Here is a 20,069-nt window from a genome sequence, read left to right on the forward strand (position 1 = left end):
GGAAAGGCACAGCGGGCATCGACGATGTGCCTGATGAACAAGACCGTTTCCAAACGGGCGCGATACAAGGCGCCCACTCACAACCAGGAGGAGATCATGCAATTTCTCGACGATTCGCTGCACCCGGAGAACATGGACAAGGTGGTGATCACGGTGGCCCCGTATGGCCCGGAGTGGATGCCGCAGGACTTCCCGGAAGACATTCCGGTGACCATGGAAGAGCAGGTGCAGAAGGCCGTGGACTGCTACAACGCCGGCGCCACCGTGCTCCATCTGCACGTGCGCGAGCTGGACGGCAAGGGCTCCAAGCGCCTGTCCAAGTTCAACGAACTGATCGCCGGCGTGCGCGCCGCGGTACCCGACATGATCATCCAGGTCGGCGGCTCGATTTCCTTTGCACCGGAAGACGATGGCCAGGCGGCCAAGTGGCTGTCGGACGACACCCGCCACATGCTGGCCGAACTGGACCCGAAGCCGGACCAGGTGACCGTGGCGATCAACACCACGCAGATGAACATCATGGAGCTGCTGTACCCCGAATACCTGAAGGGTACGTCGCTGGCGCAGCCGGCCTACCAGGCCGCCTATCGCGAGATGACCGTCCCGGCCGGCCCGGGATGGGTCGAGGAGCATCTGCGCCGCCTGCAGGCCGCCCGCATCCAGCCGCACTTCCAGCTGACCGGCATCCATGCCCTTGAAACCCTGGAGCGCATGGTGCGTGCCGGCATCTACACCGGCCCGCTGAACCTGACGTGGATCGGCATCGGCGGCGGCTTCGACGGCCCCAACCCGTTCAATTTCTTCAACTTCGTGCACCGCACCCCGGATGGCTGCACCCTGACCGCCGAATCGCTGATGAAGAACGTGCTGCCGTTCAACATGATGGCGATGGCCATGGGCCTGCATCCGCGCTGCGGCATCGAGGACACCATCATCGACCAGCACGGCAACCGCATGTCCTCGGTCCAGCAGATCGAGCAGTGCGTGCGCGTGGCGCGCGAACTGGGCCGCGAGATCGCCTCGTGCAAGGAAGCCCGGAAAATCTACCGCGTCGGCACATGGTACGACAGTGCCGACGAGACGCTGGCCGCCCACGGCATGGCACCCAACCGCCAGGGGGGACAGAAGAACCTGCCGCTGCGCGCAGCCTGATGCGCATGGCCGCCCGGCCATGGCGACTCGACCCGCCTGTGGCCAGGCGGCCGGCTTCCCATTCTTATCGGTGTCACATATGCCACATCGCCCTGCCTTCTTCCAAATCCGCAAGGTTGCGGTTGCCGTCATCCTGGCCGCAACGATGCCCGCTGCCATGGCGTGGACCAACAAGCCCATCCATATGCTGGTGCCGGCCCCGGCTGGCGGCACCATGGACATCATCGCCCGCGTGCTGGCCGACCAGCTCACGGCAGACCTGGGCCAGCCCGTGGTGGTCGACAACAAGCCGGGCGCCGGTGGTGGCATTGCAATCAACACCCTGCTGGCGGCCCCGCCTGACGGCCAGACCGTCCTGGTCACCCTCACCAATGTCTTCACGGAAATTCCCCATGTGATGAAGGTCTCCTTTGATCCGATCAAGGATGTGAAGCCCGTGGCCGCCGTGACCAAGGTGACCATGGTGCTCGTCGGCGCGTCCGACCTGCCGGCCAAGGATCTGCCTGGCCTGATCCGCTATGTGAAGGCCAATCCCGGCAAACTGAGCTTTGCTTCGCCCAGTACAGGCACCGTCGCCCACTATGCCGGCATGATCATGAACCAGAAGGCGGGCATGGATCTGCAGCACGTGCCGTTTGCCGGCTCGCCGCCGGCCCTGACCCAGGTCATGGGCGGACAGATTGCCGTCATGTACGACAGCATGGTGACCTCGCTGCCGATGATCAAGGCAGGCAAGCTGCGGCCCTATGCCCTGGCAGCCAGGCAGCGTTCGCCGCTGCTGCCGCAGGTTCCGACCTTCGCCGAACTGGGCTACCCGGATATTGATTTCAGCAACTGGGGCGGTGTCTTCGTATCCTCCAAGGTGCCGGCAGACGTGAGCCAGAAGATCCAGGCCGCGGTTTACAAGGCAGCCGCAAAACCCCATGTGCAGGAACGGTTCATGGCGCTCGGCCTGGAGCCGGTGCCAGCCCAGACTCTGCCTGAGCTCAGTCAGGCTCTGCGTACCGAATTCGATCGCAATGCCGGCATCGTCAAGGCCTACCACATTCAGCCATGACTTGCGCAGTCCAGGCACCGAGACAAGGCCTGGCGGCAAGATGATTGACCCCGCGGGGCAAGCCGGGCAGTTCGCCGGTAGCCCGTGATCCTTTCACCAGCCAAGCATGGCATTTTCTGCCAGGAGACCGCAATGGCAAAAGCAATTCGCTTCTACGAGACCGGCGACGCCGATGTCCTCAAGCTCGAGTCGGTGGAGGTCGGCGAGCCCGGCCCCGGCCAGGCTCGCGTCAGGCACACCTATATCGCCGTCAACTTCATCGATATTTACTTCCGCACCGGCCACTATCCCCTGGCCCTGCCGAACGGCCTGGGCTCCGACGCCGTGGGCATTGTCGAGGCCGTCGGCCCCGGCGTGACCGACATCCGCGCCGGTGACCGCGTCGGCTATCTGCTGGGCCCGCAGGGCGCATACTCGGACGTGCGCGTCATGCCTGCCGAGGTACTGATTCCCCTGCCCGACGGCGTTTCCGACCGCACCGCGTCCACGCTCATCATGAAGGGCATGACCGCGCAATACCTGTTCCGTCAGGTCTACCCGCTCAAGGGCGGAGAGACCATCCTGTATCACGCCGCGGCCGGTGGCGTCGGCCTGATTGCCTGCCAGTGGGCGCGTGCCCTGGGCGTGACCATGATCGGCACCGTCAGCACCGACGAAAAGGCGGAAATCGCAAAGGCCAACGGCTGCGCGCACACCATCGTGACTTCGCGCGAGAATATCGTCGAGCGCGTGATGGAGATCACCGACGGAAAGAAGGTACCGGTCGTCTTCGACTCGGTCGGCAAATCGACGCTTGATGCCTCGCTGTCCTGCCTGCAGGTGCGTGGCACCCTCGTCAGCAACGGCACCACCTCCGGGCCGGTGGAGATCGACAGCCGCACACTCGCGGCCAAGGGGTCGCTGTGGGTCACGCGTCCGGCAATGGTGCACTACGCCACCCCGCGTTCGCACATGCTCGCCATGGCCAGCGAACTGTTTGACATGGTACTGGCCGGCAGGATCACGAGCGAGCCGAAGCAGACCTTCTCCCTTGCCGAGGCCGCGCAGGCGCACCGCGCCCTGGAATCCAGGCAGACCAGCGGAGCCACTGTACTAGTGCCATAATGCCTGCGGCCCGCCGCGCGGGGGGTGAGATCACCGCCCGCGCGCAAGGACGTAGTACAGACAATCACGTGGCGCCGTTTTCACGGCACGGTCGCCCGGATGCATGGCAAGAAATCGGAGAAATCATGGACCTGGGGTTAAAGGGCAAGCGCGCGATCGTGACAGGCGGCAGCCGCGGCATCGGCAAGGCGATTGCGCTCCAACTCGCACAGGCGGGCGTCGACGTGGTGCTCGCAGCGCGCGGGCGGGAAGCATTGGAAGCGACGGCCGCCGAACTTGTAGCACTGACCGGCCGCCGCATTGTGCCGCTGACGGTCGATACCGCCAGCAAGGCATCCGTTGACGCCATGGTGGAGCAAGCCATTGAAGCGATGGGTGGCATCGATATCCTGGTCAACGCCGCGGCCTTGCCAGGCGGCATCTCGCCAGCCACGCAGCTGGACCAGATCGTGGATGCGCAAGCGCTGGAAGACATCGACATCAAGGTCATCGGCTATCTTCGCACCGCGCGGGCGCTGGCACCGCATCTGGTCGCAAACGGCTGGGGCAGAATCATCAATATCGGCGGCCTGGCGATCTACCGCACGGGCCGGCCCGTCGCCACGCTACGCAACGTGGGCGTTGCGGCGATCACCAAGAACCTGGCTGACGAACTAGGCCCGAAGGGCATCAATGTCACGGCAGTCCATCCCGGCGCGACGCGCACCGAGCAGACCGACGCGGCAACCGAGGCGTGGGCGGCTACCAGGACTACCCTCGGTCGCATTGTCGATGCCAGGGAGGTGGCCTGGGTGGTGACCTTCCTCGCGTCGCCGCTGAGCGTGGCAATCAATGGGGATGCCATCCCGGTCGGCGGGGGAATCCCCGGCTCCATCAACTATTGACCTCACCGTGAACCGCCGCCAACAGCGTCGCACTGCGGCAGTTGGCGTCCAACGGCCGCGACGCAAGCGGCGTCCTGATGGCCCCGTGGCAGATTGCCCCGGGGCCCCGGCACTCAGCGGCCCCGTTCCTCCTCGAGCCGCTGGCGCAGCACCGCGCGCAGGTCCTCGCCGTAACCGGTGAGCGTCCCTCCGTCCACCGCCAGCATCTGGCCGGTGATCATGTCCGCCCGCTCGCTGGCGAGGAAGGATACCGCCTCACCGATCTCCGCAGGCGTGCAGAACCTGCCCAGGGGTACCGTGCGCTTGATCAACGCCTCGCGCTTCTCGGGTGATGCGTACGCTTCAATCGCGGGCGTCAGGATGCCGCCGGGGCACACCGCATTGACGTTGATGCGCTGGTCCGCCAGCTCCCATGCGAGATGCTGCGTCAGTCCCGTGACAGCGTGCTTTGACGCGGTGTAATCCACGCTGCTGAAGTACGCCATGCGTATGCCGGCGATCGAGTCGATATTGACGATCTTTCCTTTGCCCTGCGCGTTCATCGCCGGGATAACTGCCTGGCAGCAGAAGAGAATGCCCTTTGCGTTCACCCCCATGACGCGGTCCCAGTTCTCCTCGGTGACGTCCCGCACGCGTGCGGACATCCCGCCGACGCCGGCGTTATTGACCAGAATGTCGATGGCGCCGAACGCCTCCAGGACCTGGCTGGCCATGGCTTCCGTGTCGGCTTTCCTGGCCACGTCGGCGCGGATGGCAATGGCACGCCTGCCCTCCGGATCGATGCTGGCAGCGACGCGCCTGGCAGCGTCAAGGTTCAGGTCTACCACAGCGACCTTCGCCCCTTCTCGCGCCAGCACATGTGCGATGCCTTCTCCGCCACCTTGGCCGGCGCCGGTAATGATTGCAACCTTGTCCTTCAATTCCATTGTCTTCTCCTTGCGAATCCGCGCCAGCTTTCAAAGCCGTGCGCGCCTTGTGGGACGGGCCACGGCTAGCCGCGATGTGCTGCCGCTCCGGACGCCGCAGCGCCAAAGATTTGCGTATGTGCAGGACGCAGTCCTGCGGGAAGTCTTGCGGCTTCCTCCGCGGAGCCACGGCTCCAGGGAAACGCGCTCGCATGCAATAAGTATCCGGCAATGATGTGGAGCGCTTTGATAATCCGGGGCGCTCAATTGACATTTCGGGGCTGCTAGGGAAAACGCGAAGCTAATGGCGCCTGGTGGCGGTAGCTGTTGAACGTTCGCGGCATGCGCGTGAACGCCGACTTGCTGCCATACCCCTCGTCACTTGGCGAGTCTCAGGGGAGTGCTCCCTTGGAGACCCTGTTCTTTGGGCTTTCGGCGAATTCGGCGATATGGGGGGCTCCCTTGCCAGCTCTCCACTTTGAAACGCTGCAGCCAAAGTGACCAGAGAACCAGCGCGAGAAGGCGCTCAGGGACGCGAAACCGAGCAGCGTTGCAACTTCCGAAAGCGGGCGTTCACGATTCTCGATATACCGCCCCACCAGGTCGACTCGCACGGCGTTGACGATCCCGGTGTAGCCTTCATCGTGCAGGGCGAGGTGGCGTTGCACGGTGCGGACGTCCATGCCCAGATGTTGCGCTACCCGCTCAATCGAGCAGGTGCCCGATGGCAGGAGGGCGATGACCAGCTTCCTTACCTTGTCGGGCATGGTGGCGTCTGACTGGACAAGCATCGTGTCGAGGTATTGCCGCGCCTGCCGCGCCATGGCCGGATCGTAGGAGGGCAACGGGGCTTCCAGATCCGATGCCAGGCAGATAATGCCGTCGAACTCCTGGTTGAAGAGTACCGGCATGCCAAATACGCGCCGGTGCGTTGCCGTGCTTGCCGGCGCGGCATGCGTGAAGCAGATGCTGCGAGGCTTCCATCTCTGGCCGAGAACGCGTGTCAGCACACGGTACAGGACGCCAACCACGAGCTCGGTCGATTGGCGCAGTGATCCGGCAAGCCCGATCAGTGCCTCCTGCCTGATCAAGACGAAGCCGTCCATTTCCTCGATACGCATGGCAATCGCCTCGTTCTGCAGACGCAGGTAGCGTGCCATGGATTCGAGCGCGCAGCGCAACGTGGATTCCTGTTGCATTGCCAATGCCAGTGGCCCCAGGTTGGAAAGCTGGCGCGTCTCGGCCATTCGCAAACCAAAATCTTCGACACCTGCCGCATGCGCCGATGCTTCCAGCAGGCGACTGACTGCCTCTGCGGGAATCCTGATGTCGGGGTCTAGCAATGCGGATTGGCTAATCCGGGCCGCACGCAATTGCCGATGCGCATCCAGGCCCGCGAAGCGCGCGACTTCGACATAGTTGGTGAGGCTGGCGCTGCGCAACAGATAGGGCATCGGCATTTCTCCTGCTGTCGTAAATAGTAAATCGTATGTCGTATTCGGTCAAATAGCGTCCAGCCAACGCGCGATACTTCAGGCGTGGCATTGGTATGGCCCACGCGCGTAAAGCGACGCAACGATTCGAAGGAGACCAATCATGAGTAGTGAGAAGAGCAGCGAGATCGAGCGCAGTGCTACACCTGTCTGCGATCAGTTGCGGGCTAGCGGGAACTGGAATCCCGCCTGGGACGCTTGTGCCGCACTCGACCCCGCCTGGGCCGAGAAATTCATGGTGATGGGCATGCACCCCGTGGTGTCGGGTGTGCTTGAGCCCAAGACCCTGGAATTCCTCGCGATAGCGGTCGATGCATCCTGCACCCACATGTATGCGCCCGGCACACGCCGCCACATCCGCAAGGCGCTCGAACTGGGCGCTACCAAGGAGGAAATTGCGGCGGTCCTGCAAGCGGTGAGCGTCCTCGGCATTCACTCAAGCAGCCTCGGCGCGCCGATCCTGCTTGAAGAACTGGCGGCCATCGAGCGGGCGAAAACGGCCGGCGCCCAGGCTGTCGCGTGATCAACCAGCCCAGCCCCACCGCCACCAACTCCACCAACTCCATCAAAGAGGAAGACAAAAATGCATTTCCTAGACGATTCCCTGCTGCCTGAAAACCAGGAAAAACTCGTGATCCAGGTCGCGCCCTACGGGCCGCAATGGATCCCTGGCGATTCGGACGATATCCCGGTCACGATGGACGAGCAAATCCAGAAAGCCGTCGACTGCTACAACGCAGGCGCGACCGTACTGCACGTGCATGTCCGCGAGGAAGATGGCAAGGGCAGCAAGCGCCTGTCCAAGTTCAACGAGATGCTTTCCCTTCTGCGCGAAGCCGTGCCGAAGATGATTCTGCAGGTCGGCGGCTCGATTTCATTCGCGCCGGAAGACGAGGGCCAGGCCGCCAAGTGGCTCAATGACGACATGCGCCACATGTTGGCCGAACTGAATCCGCGGCCTGATCAGGTGACCGTCGCGATCAACACCAACCAGATGAACGTGATGGAGTTGATCACCGAAGCCGATATCGCCGGCACCTCGCTGACCAATCCGGCGCTGCAGGCTGCTTACCGCGACATGGTCGTGCCGTCCAACCCCTCGTGGCACGTCGAGCACATCAGGCGCCTGGTCGCCAACGGCATCCAGCCGCACTTCATGCTGGGCAACCTCACGCAACTGGAAACGGTCCAGCGCCTGATCCGCCGCGGTGTCTACACTGGCCCGCTGATCCTCAACTACGTGGCGATCGGCGGCGGCGCGGCCGGCCTGCATCCGGCCGACATGCTGGAGTTCGCGCGCCGCACGCCCGATGGCGCCGTGCTCACGCTGGAAACACTGAACCGCAACGTGGTCCCGATGAACACCATGGCCATCGCGCTGGGCATGCATGTGCGCGTCGGCATCGAGGACACGCTGTTCGGCCCGGACGGCGAACGCGCGACCTCGGAACAACAGATCGAGAAGATGGTCCGCATTGCGCGCGAACTCAACCGCGATATCGCCAGCGGCGAAGATGCCCACCGCATCTATCGGATCGGCACCCAATGGGGTTCGGTCGACGAGACGCTGAAGCACCTGGGCATGGTGCCGAACCGGACGCCCGTCCAGCGCGACGCGGCGGTACGTAAGGCTGCCTGATAGAGCGTCACGAGGCGGAACGCGGCAGCGTACTGCATTCCGTCTCGCTTGCGACGCAAGCCCCCCAGTCCTGGAGACAGATGATGTTCTGGAAAAAAAGCCCCTCCGCCGTTCTGGCGTCCCTGCTGGTGATCCATCTGCTGGCGCACGTCGACCGCAACATGCTGATGGGATTCTCGCCGCAGATCATCAAGGATCTGGCGATCAGCAATGCGCAATACGGATTCCTTGTTGGCGCGGTCTGGGTCCTGAGCTTCGGCTTCATGGCCTTGTTCATGGGAACCCTGGCGGACCGCTTCAGCCGTACCCGCGTCGTCGCGGCCGGCGTACTGATCTGGAGTCTCTGCACCTGGGCCTCCGGGCACGCCCAGAGCTTCGAGCAGATGGTCGTCGCGCGCTTTTTCGTCGCCAGCGGCGAGGCCGCGCTGGTGCCTGCCGCGGTGGCCCTGCTGGCTGAACTCTTCTCCGAGAAGAGGCGGGGCACGGCTATGGGGCTGTTCTTCATGGGCATCCCGATGGGAATCGGCTGCAGCTTCCTGCTGGCCGGCACCCTGGGCGCCACGCAGAGCTGGCGGACCACGTTCTATGTACTGGGCACCGTGGGCGTCGCCATCGCCTTGCCGCTGGCGATGCTAAAGGAAGATCGCAGCCGGCTCGCACCGCAGGAACGCGGCGCCGCCTTCCTGCCGCAGGTGCTTGCGGTCCTGCGCATCGTGGGGGGCAATCGCGCGCTGCGCTTCACGATCGTCGGCTTTGTCCTGGCACACCTGGTTTTCGCCAGCCTGGCCTTCACCCAGTTGTGGCTCGTCAACGAGCGCGGCATGGACGCGGCCGGCATCGCCACCAGGATCGGCGTGCTGCAACTGGTATTTGGCACGCTTGGCTCGATAGCAGGCGGCGTGATCGGCGATCGCCTTGCCGGCAGGCTGCCGGGCGGCCACGCGACCGTGATGGTCCTGCTCATTGCCGTCTGCGCGCCGCCGATGATCGCTTACCGGTTGGTGGCGCCGCATTCGCCGTTGTTCTACATCGGCATGTGCGCCGGATTCTTCCTGCCGCTGGCGCTGTATGKACCGGCCAATGCGGCTATCGCGAACATGACGCCGCAGAAGATGCGTTCGACGATCTCCGGCTTCACGATGCTGTCGATCAATGTGTTCGCAATCGCCATTGGCAATGTGGTCGTGGGTATGGCCGCCGACTACTTTTCCACGACGGGGGTCGCCGCCCCCCTGGGCAACGTCCTGATCGCCAGCGACGTGCTTGCGATCAGCTCAGCGCTGTTCTTCGCACTCGCCGCGCGCGCCTTATGCAAGCAGCGAGCCGCGGCAATGGAAATCTTACAACCCGTGCGGTAATGAACCTGCAAGACCAACGTCGGAATCTCGAAGGGTGCGTCGCCCTCGTCACCGGCGCTGGAACGCCCGCAAACGTGACAAATTCCGCTTCCTTCCCGCGAATGTGCCTGCGAGGAGTTCCTCGGCCTGGAGTGCCGCCGTCACGCCAAACCGTCGATGTCGGTTCGCCTGGGCATGCGCTTCCACATTGTGTGCGTGGAAGTCGGCGACGCGGTCCGCAAGCCTGCAAAGGATGTGTCGCGGGACAAAGCGCTTGACCATGTAGCTGGCTATACCGTCGCCAACGACCTGTCCGCTCGCGACCACATCTTCCGCCCCGAAGTGGCAGAGACCTCGCCTTTCCGCTATGACTGGATCGGCCAGAAGTCATTCGACGGCTCCTGCCCGATGGGCCCGGCCATCACACCTGCGCAATTCATCGACGACCCGATGAACCTGAGCATGAAACTGTGGGTCAACGGCAGGCTCAAGCAGGATTCCAACACCAGGCAGATGCTGTTCGACATCGCCGACCAGCTCTCCCATCTGTCCTCGCGCGTCACGCTCCTGCCGGGCGACGTTGTCCAGACGGGTACGCCGGCCGGAGTCGGCATGCCGAACATGGACTTCCTGAAGCCGGGCGATGTCGTCAAGCAGTGGATCGAGAACATTGGCGAGTTCGCGTTCACGATCGCATAAGCGTCATCGACGTCATCGGCCGCATGGGGCTATGTGTTCGTGTGTTCGGCCATGAAGTCATGGCTGCGACGCTTATCGACCGCGTGCCACACCTCGCAATTTCTCGGCGGGCAAGGACACGCCCCGCTTCTGACGCGTCCAGGCGACAGCGACTTGACACCAGTTCAATAGGTTTTATACTGACACCGCTTCAATCGGTTTCGTGAGAACAGCATGAGCGACGGAGAGACAGCAGGAGCCATACCCGTACGCCAACTCAAGGACAACACAACGTGTCACAAGATCAGTCACGCCGCCGCTTCCTCGTATCCGCCGCCGCAGGCGTCGCAAGCCTCGCGCTTGCCGACATGCCCTCGGCCATGGCAGAGTCCTCGCCCTCCAAAGACGCTGCCGTGCAAGGGCCGGCATCTACGCTTCCTTCGCTTTCCGAAGTCCTCTCAGGAGATCCTGGCTCAATAAAAATCGTGAACTATGCGATGTACGTCAAGGACCAGGACAGAGTGAACGCGTCCCGAGCCGAACATTTTGCTTATGCGGATGCGCTTCGCGACCACGACCGGCTAGTGATGGGCGGTCCGCTGCTCGACGACGACGGGCGGGTCCGCGGCGTCCTGCTCATTTATCAGGTTAAGTCGAAACAGGAAGCCGAGACGTTAGTGCAAAGCGATCCGTTTGTTCGGCAAGGTGCGATTGCGGACTATCGCCTGACGGAGTGGGCCGTGCTCAGCCGCAACATCAACGTCAAGTCGCTTGCTGCCTCGCTCGTCCCGGCGGATCGGCGTGCTCCGCCCAAAGCACCGCGTGCATCCGGCGCCACGCCAGTCGAACCGGACGCGCACGCCGCGCGAATTTATGTCAATTACGCGAAATATGTTTCCGACCACTCGCACGTCTTGCGGGTGAGGCCGGCGCACCGGTCGTATACACAGTCAATCAGGGCGAAAGGCGCGCTAATCATGGCTGGTCCTTTCGCAGACGACTCGGGCGCGCTGCTCATTTATCAGGCGCAGTCGAAAGACGAAGCGATGGCGCTGGTATCAGAGGACCCGTACCTCGCCCAGGGCGTGTACGAAACATACGCGCTTTCGGAGTTGCGGCTGTTCGGGTTGAACGAGGGATTGATCGAGAGACGTTGAAGCGCATACTCCCGGCGAGCGCGCCGCACCCTGCCGCGGGTGATCGGCTTCCCGTGCGCTGCAGCAGGCGGCAGCACCATCCTGAGCGCGCAAAGCGCGCCAGGAAAGGTGCGAAACGAGAGAAAAACCGTCTTGAATCGACCACGCGCTGCCAAACGCCAGAGCCAACCAAGTGGCCGGCCGCCCTACGAAAACAGGATCAGCGTCGCCCTCAACCCAGGATGATTGTCGGTCAATTCGAGCGCGCCGCCGTGCTGCCTGGCGACGGCGGCCACGAGACTCAGCCCCAATCCCACACCCGGCGTACTGCGGCTTGCGTCGCCGCGGTAGAAGCGTTCGAGGACTTTCGGCTTCTCTTCGTCGGGGATGCCGGGCCCGTCGTCCGACACGGCAATCACGATTGCCCCGTCCGGGCGGCGCGACGTCTCGACGGTGACCGTCCCATTTTCCTGAGCATACTTCAGCGCGTTGTCGATCAGGTTCCCGACCGCCTGCGCCAGCAGCAGGGGATCGCCGGACAGCGCCAGTGGCCCGGAGGACGCGAAAGAAAGCGCGACCCCCTTCAGTTCTGCCACGGGTTGGTAGAACTCGGCGGCTTCGCCTGCTACCGTCGTTGCATCCACTTCTATGAAGCCGGAGCGGCGCATGCCGGAGTCGATCTCCGCCAGGCGCAGGAGGGCATTGAAGATGGCAATAACGCGGTCTACGTCCGCGATTGCGCCTTCGATCTCGGCGAAGGTCTGTTCCGGGCGAGGCCGGGTCACCGACAGTTCCTCCAGGCGGTAACGCAGCTCCGCCAACGGTGTGCGCAGGTCATGCGCGATAGCATTGGACACGTTGCGGATGCCCTCGAACAGGTGCTCGATTTGATCCAGCATGCGGTTTTCGGTCTCCACGAGCGTGTTGAGCTCGTTCTCACCGCCATAAGCCGGCAAACGGTGCGTGAGATTTCCATGCATGATGGCGGAAGCCGTCTGGTTGATGGCGTGGACCTTGGAAAGTATCGTGCGACGAACCAGCGCTCCCCCTGCTACGCCAAGCAGCAAAACGATGCTGGCAGCGCCCACCAGTCCATACAGGAACAACATTTCGAGTTTCTCAAACCGACTGACGTCGCGCCCCAACAACAGGTGATAGCCACCGGGAAGGGCCTGATGCAACAGCACGGTTCTGACCACATGTCCTCCTACATCAATTGACGCTACCTGCGTCCCTGTCGATGCGGAAACCTCGCGCGGCCATGCGGGTAGATTGCCGGCACGCTTCGCCCATGTCGGATCAGCGAACAGGATGATCGTGTTCTCCACGTCTTCGAGTTGCCCGTCCACCCGTGTTTCGATTGCTGCTGCAAGGGCAACGGCGCCATCCCTGGCAAAAAGATCCATCATGTTCCGCGCTTCCGCCTGCAGCGCCTCGGTTCTGCTTTGCTCGATCGTGTTGCTCCAGGCATACCAGAGCGGTGTGGCGAACAGGGCGAGCGCAACCAGGCTCACCGCGACATAGCCGAGCGCCAGATTGAGCGCTGAAAAACGCAGAAGCTTACTCATCGGCCGTCAGCATGTAGCCGGCATTGCGAATGGTCCGCAGCAATTGCCGCGCGCTGCCGACATCGATCTTCTGGCGTAGTTTGCTGACGTGGACGTCAACGACATTCGTCTGTGGGTCGAAATGATAGTCCCATACGTTCTCAAGCAGCATGGTCCGCGTCACCACCTGGTTGGCATGGCGCATCAGGTATTCGAGCAGCTTGAATTCGCGCGGTTGCAGCGCGACGGTCTTGCCCGCGCGCGTTACCTTGTGGGACAGCAGATCCATGGACAGGTCATCCAGCGTCAGCGTTGTCTCCGCGCGACCGTCCTGCGAACGCCGCAGGAGCGCGTCGAGCCGTGCCAGGAGCTCGCCGAAGGCAAATGGCTTGACAAGATAGTCGTCACCGCCGCTCTTGAGACCACGAATGCGATCATCGACATCGGAAAGGGCGCTGAGGATCAGGATCGGTACCTTGCTGCCGGTCCTGCGCAACGCCTCGATGATCCCGAGGCCGTCGATACCGCCGGGGAGCATGCGATCCATGATGATCGCATCGTAAGGCTCGCTCGCAGCGAGGAACATGCCGTCGCGCCCGTTGTCGGCGTGATCCACCGTATGCCCCGCTTCACCCAGTCCCTTCTTCAGATATTGGGCGACACGCTCGTTGTCCTCGACAATCAATAGTTTCATGATGAATCCGGCTCAACAGTTGGATTGCGAGAAGCCGCTCTCGCGCGGCATCCCCTATCCACGCATTGTCTGGGGAAATATTAGCCACAGCGCCATTCCGTTGCCAGCACGCGGCCATCCAGACGCAAATCGTCGCCCAGGAGGGGACAGAGCAGCACTTTCGCCGTGCCGCGGACGCTGATGCGCTGCGCATCGTTTCGATGGTGGCCCATGTCAAAGCACAGTCGGGGACGGTGAACCCGCCGTTGCGCTTGCCGTCGCGGTGTCGGCCGGCCGTGGCTCGTCGCCGGTGCGCTGGATCCAGCCGCCGCCGAGCGAGCGGTACAGGTCGACCAGACTGGTCAGGCGGTTCAGGCGTGTCGTGACCAACGCCAGCTGTGCGTTGTACAAGTCGGTCTGCGCGGTCAGTACGCTCAGATAGCTGTCGGTCCCGCTCGTATACAGCATGTTTGCCAGTTCCAGCCGACGCTGCTGGACATCGGTATAGCGCTGTTGCGCTGCCAACTGATCGTTGTAGGTCCCGCGCGCCGCAAGCCCGTCGGAAACCTCGCGGAAGGCGGTCTGGACCGCCTTCTCGTATTGCGCGATGCCGATGTCCTTCTGCAGCGTCGCGACATCCAGGTTGGCTTGATTCGCGCCAGCGGTGAAGATCGGCATGACCAGCGACGGGATGAAGGACCATGCACTGGATCCCGCTGCGAACAAGCCGCCGAGTGTCGCACTCGCCGTGCCGAGAGCCCCTGTTAATGAGATGCGCGGAAAGAATGCCGCACGTGCAGCGCCGATGTCCGCATTTTCTGAACGCAGGACGGCTTCGGCCTCCAGGATGTCCGGACGGCGCTCCAGCAGGTCCGAAGGCAGTCCGGCCGGTATGTCGGCGAGGATCGGCTGGACGTCCAGCCTTACGGGAGGAGGCAGGTCGGGCGGCAACGGCTCGCCGACCAGCAATACCAGCGCATTCTCGGCCTGCGCGCGCAACCGGATCTGGGCGGCGTAGTTGGCCTGCGCCTGTTCCACGGTAGTCTGCGACAGGCGTAAATCAAGCTCCGAGGCGGTGCCTGTGTCGAACTGCAGTTTGACGATCTTGTATGCCGCCTGCGCGGTCGTCAAGGTACTCTGCGTCACCGCGAGTTGCTCGTCATACGCCAGCGTGGTGAGGTACTGGTCGGCGATCTGGGACACCAGCAGGATCTCCGCAGCCTGACGCGCGTGCGCGCTCGCCAGGTACTGTTCGAGCGCCGCATCCGTCAGGCTTCGAAGGCGGCCGAAGAAGTCAATCTCCCAGGAGGCGGAGAGACCCACCGAATAGTTGGCAGAGCCATTCGCATTGCCGGTCGAGCCGCCTGTTGACGCGCTCCTGGTCGAAGCGCTCGCGCCGGCGCTTACCTGTGGATACAATGCCGCGCGCTCGATCCGGTATTGCGCCTGGACTTTTTCCACGTTCAGCACCGCGACGCGCAAGTCGCGGTTGTTCACCAGTGCGAGTTCGACCAGCCGCTGCAGGCGAGGATCAGGGAGGAAATTGCGCCAGCCGATATCCGCGGCCGGCAGCGTTGTGCTGCCCGCACCGACCGACGGGGCCTTGTAGGCCGCGCCCGCGGGAAACGCCGTAGCCACCGGGGCTGCCGGCCGCTGGTATACCGGCTGCAGCGAGCAGCCGGCCGCAAGGGTCATGAGTACCGCACCGGCGGCACATCTGTATAGCTTCATTTCAATGTCCTCCCGCGGTAGGGTCGGGGGTGGCCGTCGAGGGCGCTGCCGGCGCGGACGGTTGCTTCTTCCTGGCCAGCTTGTTGCTGATCACGACATAGAACATCGGGATCATGAACGTCGCCACGAACGTGGCGGTCAACATCCCGCCTATCACGCCGGTGCCGATCGCGTTCTGGCTGGCCGAGCCTGCACCGTGCGCCAGCGCAAGTGGCAGCACGCCCAGCACGAAGGCCATCGAGGTCATCACGATCGGCCTCATCCGCATGTGTGCCGCTTCGATTGCCGCCTGGAGCGCGGTGAGCCCTTGCGCATGACGCTCACGCGCAAACTCGACGACCAGGATCGCATTCTTTGCCGACAAACCGATTGTGGTGAGCAGGCCAACCTGGAAGTACACGTCGTTGGACAAACCCATCCATGAGGTGGCACCGAGCGCGCCCAGGATCCCGAACGGCACCACCATGATGACGGAGACCGGAATCGTCCAGCTTTCATACAAGGCGGCGAGGCTCAGGAACACCACGAGGATCGATAGGCCGTACAGAAGCGGCGCTTGCGAGCTTGTCTGCTGTTGCTGCAATGAGGTACCCGTCCACTCGAAGCCGACGCCCGGGGGCAGTTGCTTCGCCAGCCGTTCCATGGCCAGCATTGCCTGCCCGGAGCTTTTTCCCGGTGCTGCCTGGCCCTGGATCTCCATGGCTTCGACGCCGTTGTAGCGCTGCAGGATAGGCGGGCCGTATGTCCATGCCGACGTGGCGAAAGTGGAGAACGGAACCATGGTACCGCCGCTGTTGCGCACATAGAGCAGGTTCAGGTCGTCCGGGTTCATCCGATAAGGGGCGTCGGCTTGCACGTACACCTTCTTGATGCGGCCGTCGGTATCGAGGAAGTTGTTGACATAGCGCGAGCCCCAGGCCGTCGAGAAGGTCTGATCGACGTCGCTTACGCTGACGCCGAGGGCGGCGGCTTTCTCACGATCGATTTTGACCTTGAATGTGGGATTGTCATCTTGCCCGCTAAAGCGTACCTGTGCGAGGTCCGGATCCTGATTCGCCAGGGCAAGGAGCCGGTCTCGGGCCTTGACCAGCGCGGCGTGACCAAGGCCGCCGCGGTCTTCCAGCTCAAAATCAAAGCCGGCAGCCACGCCCAAGCCTCGGATCGGCGGTGGGCTGACGGGAAAGATGGTGGCATCCTTGTTCGAGGCGTAACGCTTGATGATGCGCTCGGAGAGCGCATTGGCGGTCAGGTCGGGACTGGTCCGCTGGCTCCAGTCCTTGAAGCGTACGAACAACTGACCTTGGCTCTGACCGCGTCCTGCGTTGTTGAAGCCGTTCACCATGAACGTAGCCTCGACCATGGCCGCTTCGTCCTTCAGCAGATAGTTGCTCACCTCGTCGAGTACCGCACCGGTGCGCGCCTGCGTGGCGCCTGGCGGCGTCTGGACCTGGACGAACATAAAGCCCTGATCCTCGTTCGGCAGGAACGACGTAGGCAGGCGGACGAACATCACGCCCACGGCCCCCACCACCGCCGCGTAGATGAGCAGCCAACGTCCGGACCGGGCGGCGACATGGCGCACACCATGCACATACTGGTCCCGCCCCTTGTCGAAGGTGCGGTTGAACCACCCGAAGAATCCTTTCTTCTCGCCATGGTCCTCGCGCGGCGGCTTCAGGAGCATTGCGCACAATGCGGGCGTGAGCGAAAGCGCGACGAACACCGACAGGAGCATCGATGAAACGATGGTGAGCGAGAACTCGCGGTAAATCCCGCCGACCGTGCCGCTGGAGAACGCTACCGGCACGAACACCGCGCACAGCACCATGGCCACGCCGATCAGCGCACCGCTGATCTGTCCCATCGCCTTGCGGGTTGCCTCCAGGGGGGACAGCCCTTCCTCGTGCATCACGCGCTCGACGTTTTCCACCACCACGATGGCATCGTCCACCAACAGGCCGATTGCAAGCACCATGCCGAACATCGACAGCGTATTGATCGTGAAGCCAAGTGCCGACATCACGCCAAACGTGCCCAGCAACACCACCGGCACGGTGATCGACGGAATCAACGTGGCGCGGATATTCTGCAGGAACAAGTACATCACCAGGAAGACCAGGGCGATGCCTTCCAGCAGGGTCTTGACAACATCATCGATGGAGACCTTGACAAAAGGCGTGACGTCGTTCGGGTAGACCACCGTCAGCCCGTGCGGGAAATACGGCTCCAGTTCCTTGATGCGTGCTCGTATCGCGGCGGCCGTGACCAGCGCGTTTCCCCCTGGCGCCAGCTGGATACCAATGCCGGATGCCGGCTGGCCACTGTACTTGTTGTCGACGTTAAAGCTCTCCGCGCCGAGATTGATGCGCGCGACATCCCGCAACCGTACCTGGGAACCGTCCGGCAGGACCTTGAGCAGGACGTTGCCAAAATCCTCGCTCGTGCTCAGCAGCGTTGATTCCGTAATCGTTGCGCTCAACTGCTGATTCTGCACGGCCGGCGTACCGCCGAGCTGGCCGGCGGAGATCTGCACGTTCTGGCTTTGCAGCGCCGTAGTGACGTCGATCGGGGTAAGCGAGTAGCTATTGAGCTTGGTCGGATCGAGCCAGATCCGCATCGCGTACTGCGTGCCGAAGACGTTCATGTTACCGACGCCATTGATTCGGCTGATCGGATCCTGCACATTGGAGACGACATAGTTCGCGATGTCGAACTTGTTCATGCTATTGTCGGCCGACACAAAGCCGATCACCATCAGGAACGCGTTAGTAGACTTGGTGACGCGGACCCCCGACTGCTGGACCTGAGCCGGCAGCAATGGCACCGCCAGCTGCAGCTTGTTCTGCACCTGGACCTGTGCGATGTTCGGGTCTGTTCCGCTGGCGAACGTGAGCGTGGTGGTCGACTGGCCGGTATCGTCGCTGGTCGATGACATGTAAAGCAAGTTGTCGATCCCGCTCATCTGCTGTTCGATCACCTGGACCACGGTGTTCTGCACTGTCGTCGCCGAGGCGCCCGGATACGTGGTACTGATCTGTACCGAAGGCGGCGCAACCGGGGGAAACTGCTCGATCGGCAGCGCCTGGAGCGCCAATGCGCCTGCCAGCATGATGAGGATGGAGAGGACGATCGCGAAGATCGGCCGGTCAATGAAGAATTTTGCCATTGCGAAGCCCGCCCTTATTTTGCTTGCGCAAGCCGAGGCGCTTGCGGCGTCGCTGAAGCGCCACCCGTGTCCGCACCTGCAACGGCCTGCGCCGTGCGGCTCGGCGCCTCTACCGCGTGCACCAGCTTCCCGGGCTGCGCGTTCCGGCCGCCGGCCACGATGATCCGATCGCCCTCGTTCAAACCGCCGGTGACTACCCACTTGTCGCCCAGCATGGTCTGCGTCTGAATCGTGCGTTGCACGACCTTGCTGTCGGGACCGACCACAAGGGTGGTGGCCTGGCCCTGCGGGTTGTGGCCAACGCCGGGAACGGGGACGAGAAGCGCGTTATCATTCACGCCCTGCTCGACGCGGGCGCGCACGAACATGCCCGGCAGAAGGACATGATTTGGATTCGGGAAGAGCGCGCGTACTGTCACCGAGCCGGTGGCCGGGTCGACGGTAATGCCGCTGAACTGGAGCGTACCGCTGATCGGGTACTGCGTGCCGTCCTCCATCGTGAGCGTTACCTTGGGCTGGTCCAGGCCGTTCAGCTTTACCTGGCCACTGTTCACGTCGCGACGAAGCTGCAACCCGGCGACGCTTGCCTGGTTCAGGTCGACATAGATCGGATCGATCTGCTGCACGGTGGTCAGCAACGTTGCCGCGCTTGCTTGCACGTAGGCGCCCTGGGTGACCTGCGAAATGCCACTGCGACCCGCAATCGGCGATACGACGTCGGTGTATCCCAGGTTGAGCTTTGCGAGCGTAACTGCCGCCTTGCCGCCCGCGACATCGGCGGCGGCCTGGCTCTGGGCAGCGACCGCATTGTCGTAAGCCTGTTTGCTGACGGCGTTGCCGGCAATAAGGACCTTGTAACGGTCCGCCTGCGCCGTCGTCATGGCGAGATTCGCTTCCGCCTTTTGCAGCGTCGCCTCCGCGCTATCCAAAGCCGCGCGATACGGTGCCGGATCGATCTGGTACAGCGGTTGGTTCGCCTTGACGTCAGTGCCTTCCTGGAAGCTACGCTTTTGTACGATGCCATCAACGCGCGCACGGACCTGCGCAATGAGGTAGGCGGAGGTGCGGCCCGGGAGTTCCACCGAGACCGGAACGCTGGTCCGCTTGACGGTGACCACGGTGACTTCCGGAGCCGGTGGCACCGAACTCGCGCGCTTTGCGGGACCGCAACCCGCGAGCGAGAGCCCTGCCAGCGTGGCAGCAAGACAGGCGCAGCGCCGATGTGTTTTGCGAAGAGACATGACTCGAACCTCAGTTTGTGAAGAGCGGCAGTTGCACTTTGCACGTGCGCGAGTTAAAGCCGGGTTGGGGATTGGTTAACAGTTGTTAATGTTTGACGGAACGAGTGAGCGGATTGCGGTGCGTTGAAGGCGGGATGGGCGTTCCGGGGCGAACGGTGCGCCAGATCGGCTGACAACCGGGAAGGCCGTGGATGATAGTCCCGGCCACGGTTGCCTTGGATGACAAATCCGTAATTGAATTGACAGCGTTTCCGGGCCCTGCGCTCACTAGAATCCACTGCCGTGGTTCCCCGAAAGATAGGAGAGGAACATGATGCAATGGACTT

Annotated in this window: 16 protein-coding genes; 9 read left to right on the top strand and 7 right to left on the bottom strand. The window is 63.0% G+C overall.

What is annotated here, in order from left to right; genetic code table 11:
- Positions 1–96: 96 nt before the first annotated feature.
- The 4 genes from AC1DQ3_RS27665 to AC1DQ3_RS27680 all read left to right on the top strand — a co-directional run bounded on the left by AC1DQ3_RS27665 (position 97) and on the right by AC1DQ3_RS27680 (position 4,197).
- On the top strand, positions 97–1,152 hold the full coding sequence (locus AC1DQ3_RS27665) for a beta-keto acid cleavage family enzyme (RefSeq protein WP_477123346.1): 1,056 nt from the start codon (positions 97–99) through the stop codon (positions 1,150–1,152).
- Positions 1,153–1,231: 79 nt separating this feature from the next.
- On the top strand, positions 1,232–2,209 hold the full coding sequence (locus AC1DQ3_RS27670) for a Bug family tripartite tricarboxylate transporter substrate binding protein (protein ID WP_477123347.1): 978 nt from the start codon (positions 1,232–1,234) through the stop codon (positions 2,207–2,209).
- 132 nt (positions 2,210–2,341) lie between these two features.
- On the top strand, positions 2,342–3,313 hold the full coding sequence (locus AC1DQ3_RS27675) for a quinone oxidoreductase family protein (protein WP_477123348.1): 972 nt from the start codon (positions 2,342–2,344) through the stop codon (positions 3,311–3,313).
- 125 nt (positions 3,314–3,438) lie between these two features.
- Positions 3,439–4,197, top strand: coding sequence for an SDR family NAD(P)-dependent oxidoreductase (locus AC1DQ3_RS27680; RefSeq protein WP_477123349.1), 759 nt, complete (start codon positions 3,439–3,441; stop codon positions 4,195–4,197).
- 113 nt (positions 4,198–4,310) lie between these two features.
- Here the strand turns inward: AC1DQ3_RS27680 and AC1DQ3_RS27685 are convergent, their stop codons facing one another.
- Entirely contained in the window at positions 4,311–5,123 is an 813-nt protein-coding gene (locus AC1DQ3_RS27685) for an SDR family NAD(P)-dependent oxidoreductase (RefSeq protein WP_477123350.1), read from the bottom strand.
- Positions 5,124–5,494: 371 nt separating this feature from the next.
- Entirely contained in the window at positions 5,495–6,556 is a 1,062-nt protein-coding gene (locus AC1DQ3_RS27690) for an AraC family transcriptional regulator (RefSeq protein WP_477123351.1), read from the bottom strand.
- A gap of 142 nt (positions 6,557–6,698) precedes the next feature.
- Here AC1DQ3_RS27690 and AC1DQ3_RS27695 point away from each other — a divergent pair, with 142 nt between their 5' ends.
- From AC1DQ3_RS27695 to AC1DQ3_RS27715, 5 genes are all read left to right on the top strand, one after another.
- Complete coding sequence (locus AC1DQ3_RS27695; protein ID WP_477123352.1) at positions 6,699–7,118, top strand: carboxymuconolactone decarboxylase family protein; 420 nt, start codon at positions 6,699–6,701, stop codon at positions 7,116–7,118.
- A 60-nt stretch (positions 7,119–7,178) separates the two neighbouring features.
- Positions 7,179–8,234 (top strand): beta-keto acid cleavage family enzyme, encoded by a 1,056-nt coding sequence (locus AC1DQ3_RS27700; protein ID WP_477123353.1) that lies wholly within the window; start codon positions 7,179–7,181, stop codon positions 8,232–8,234.
- 80 nt (positions 8,235–8,314) lie between these two features.
- Positions 8,315–9,592, top strand: a complete 1,278-nt coding sequence (locus AC1DQ3_RS27705) for an MFS transporter (protein WP_477123354.1) — start codon at positions 8,315–8,317, stop codon at positions 9,590–9,592.
- A gap of 156 nt (positions 9,593–9,748) precedes the next feature.
- On the top strand, positions 9,749–10,270 hold the full coding sequence (locus tag AC1DQ3_RS27710) for a fumarylacetoacetate hydrolase family protein (RefSeq protein ID WP_477123355.1): 522 nt from the start codon (positions 9,749–9,751) through the stop codon (positions 10,268–10,270).
- A 272-nt stretch (positions 10,271–10,542) separates the two neighbouring features.
- Complete coding sequence (locus AC1DQ3_RS27715; protein ID WP_477123356.1) at positions 10,543–11,406, top strand: YciI family protein; 864 nt, start codon at positions 10,543–10,545, stop codon at positions 11,404–11,406.
- A 185-nt stretch (positions 11,407–11,591) separates the two neighbouring features.
- Here the strand turns inward: AC1DQ3_RS27715 and AC1DQ3_RS27720 are convergent, their stop codons facing one another.
- From AC1DQ3_RS27720 to AC1DQ3_RS27740, 5 genes are all read right to left on the bottom strand, one after another.
- The gene (locus tag AC1DQ3_RS27720; protein ID WP_477123357.1) at positions 11,592–12,953 is read right to left on the bottom strand and encodes a sensor histidine kinase; all 1,362 of its coding nucleotides are present in this window, start codon (positions 12,951–12,953) and stop codon (positions 11,592–11,594) included.
- Positions 12,946–13,626, bottom strand: coding sequence for a winged helix-turn-helix domain-containing protein (locus tag AC1DQ3_RS27725; protein WP_477123358.1), 681 nt, complete (start codon positions 13,624–13,626; stop codon positions 12,946–12,948). Before AC1DQ3_RS27725 ends, AC1DQ3_RS27720 begins: the two co-directional genes overlap by 8 nt.
- 213 nt (positions 13,627–13,839) lie before the next feature.
- Positions 13,840–15,336, bottom strand: a complete 1,497-nt coding sequence (locus AC1DQ3_RS27730; RefSeq protein ID WP_477123359.1) for an efflux transporter outer membrane subunit — start codon at positions 15,334–15,336, stop codon at positions 13,840–13,842.
- A 1-nt stretch (position 15,337) separates the two neighbouring features.
- Positions 15,338–18,502, bottom strand: coding sequence for an efflux RND transporter permease subunit (locus AC1DQ3_RS27735; RefSeq protein WP_477123360.1), 3,165 nt, complete (start codon positions 18,500–18,502; stop codon positions 15,338–15,340).
- A gap of 14 nt (positions 18,503–18,516) precedes the next feature.
- Positions 18,517–19,743, bottom strand: coding sequence for an efflux RND transporter periplasmic adaptor subunit (locus tag AC1DQ3_RS27740; protein WP_477123361.1), 1,227 nt, complete (start codon positions 19,741–19,743; stop codon positions 18,517–18,519).
- Positions 19,744–20,069 lie beyond the last annotated feature (326 nt).

The sequence above is a fragment of the Cupriavidus sp. 01T418 genome (assembly GCF_056398885.1).

Excerpts from the sequence above, each read along its gene's own strand:
- AC1DQ3_RS27730 (WP_477123359.1), bottom strand. The coding sequence starts at position 15,336 with ATGAAGCTATACAGATGTGCCGCCGGTGCGGTACTCATGACCCTTGCG.
- AC1DQ3_RS27685 (WP_477123350.1), bottom strand. The coding sequence starts at position 5,123 with ATGGAATTGAAGGACAAGGTTGCAATCATTACCGGCGCCGGCCAAGGT.
- AC1DQ3_RS27720 (WP_477123357.1), bottom strand. The coding sequence starts at position 12,953 with ATGAGTAAGCTTCTGCGTTTTTCAGCGCTCAATCTGGCGCTCGGCTAT.
- AC1DQ3_RS27675 (WP_477123348.1), top strand. The coding sequence starts at position 2,342 with ATGGCAAAAGCAATTCGCTTCTACGAGACCGGCGACGCCGATGTCCTC.
- AC1DQ3_RS27740 (WP_477123361.1), bottom strand. The coding sequence starts at position 19,743 with ATGTCTCTTCGCAAAACACATCGGCGCTGCGCCTGTCTTGCTGCCACG.
- AC1DQ3_RS27710 (WP_477123355.1), top strand. The coding sequence starts at position 9,749 with ATGTCGGTTCGCCTGGGCATGCGCTTCCACATTGTGTGCGTGGAAGTC.
- AC1DQ3_RS27735 (WP_477123360.1), bottom strand. The coding sequence starts at position 18,502 with ATGGCAAAATTCTTCATTGACCGGCCGATCTTCGCGATCGTCCTCTCC.
- AC1DQ3_RS27725 (WP_477123358.1), bottom strand. The coding sequence starts at position 13,626 with ATGAAACTATTGATTGTCGAGGACAACGAGCGTGTCGCCCAATATCTG.
- AC1DQ3_RS27665 (WP_477123346.1), top strand. The coding sequence starts at position 97 with ATGCAATTTCTCGACGATTCGCTGCACCCGGAGAACATGGACAAGGTG.
- AC1DQ3_RS27700 (WP_477123353.1), top strand. The coding sequence starts at position 7,179 with ATGCATTTCCTAGACGATTCCCTGCTGCCTGAAAACCAGGAAAAACTC.
- AC1DQ3_RS27670 (WP_477123347.1), top strand. The coding sequence starts at position 1,232 with ATGCCACATCGCCCTGCCTTCTTCCAAATCCGCAAGGTTGCGGTTGCC.
- AC1DQ3_RS27690 (WP_477123351.1), bottom strand. The coding sequence starts at position 6,556 with ATGCCCTATCTGTTGCGCAGCGCCAGCCTCACCAACTATGTCGAAGTC.
- AC1DQ3_RS27680 (WP_477123349.1), top strand. The coding sequence starts at position 3,439 with ATGGACCTGGGGTTAAAGGGCAAGCGCGCGATCGTGACAGGCGGCAGC.
- AC1DQ3_RS27695 (WP_477123352.1), top strand. The coding sequence starts at position 6,699 with ATGAGTAGTGAGAAGAGCAGCGAGATCGAGCGCAGTGCTACACCTGTC.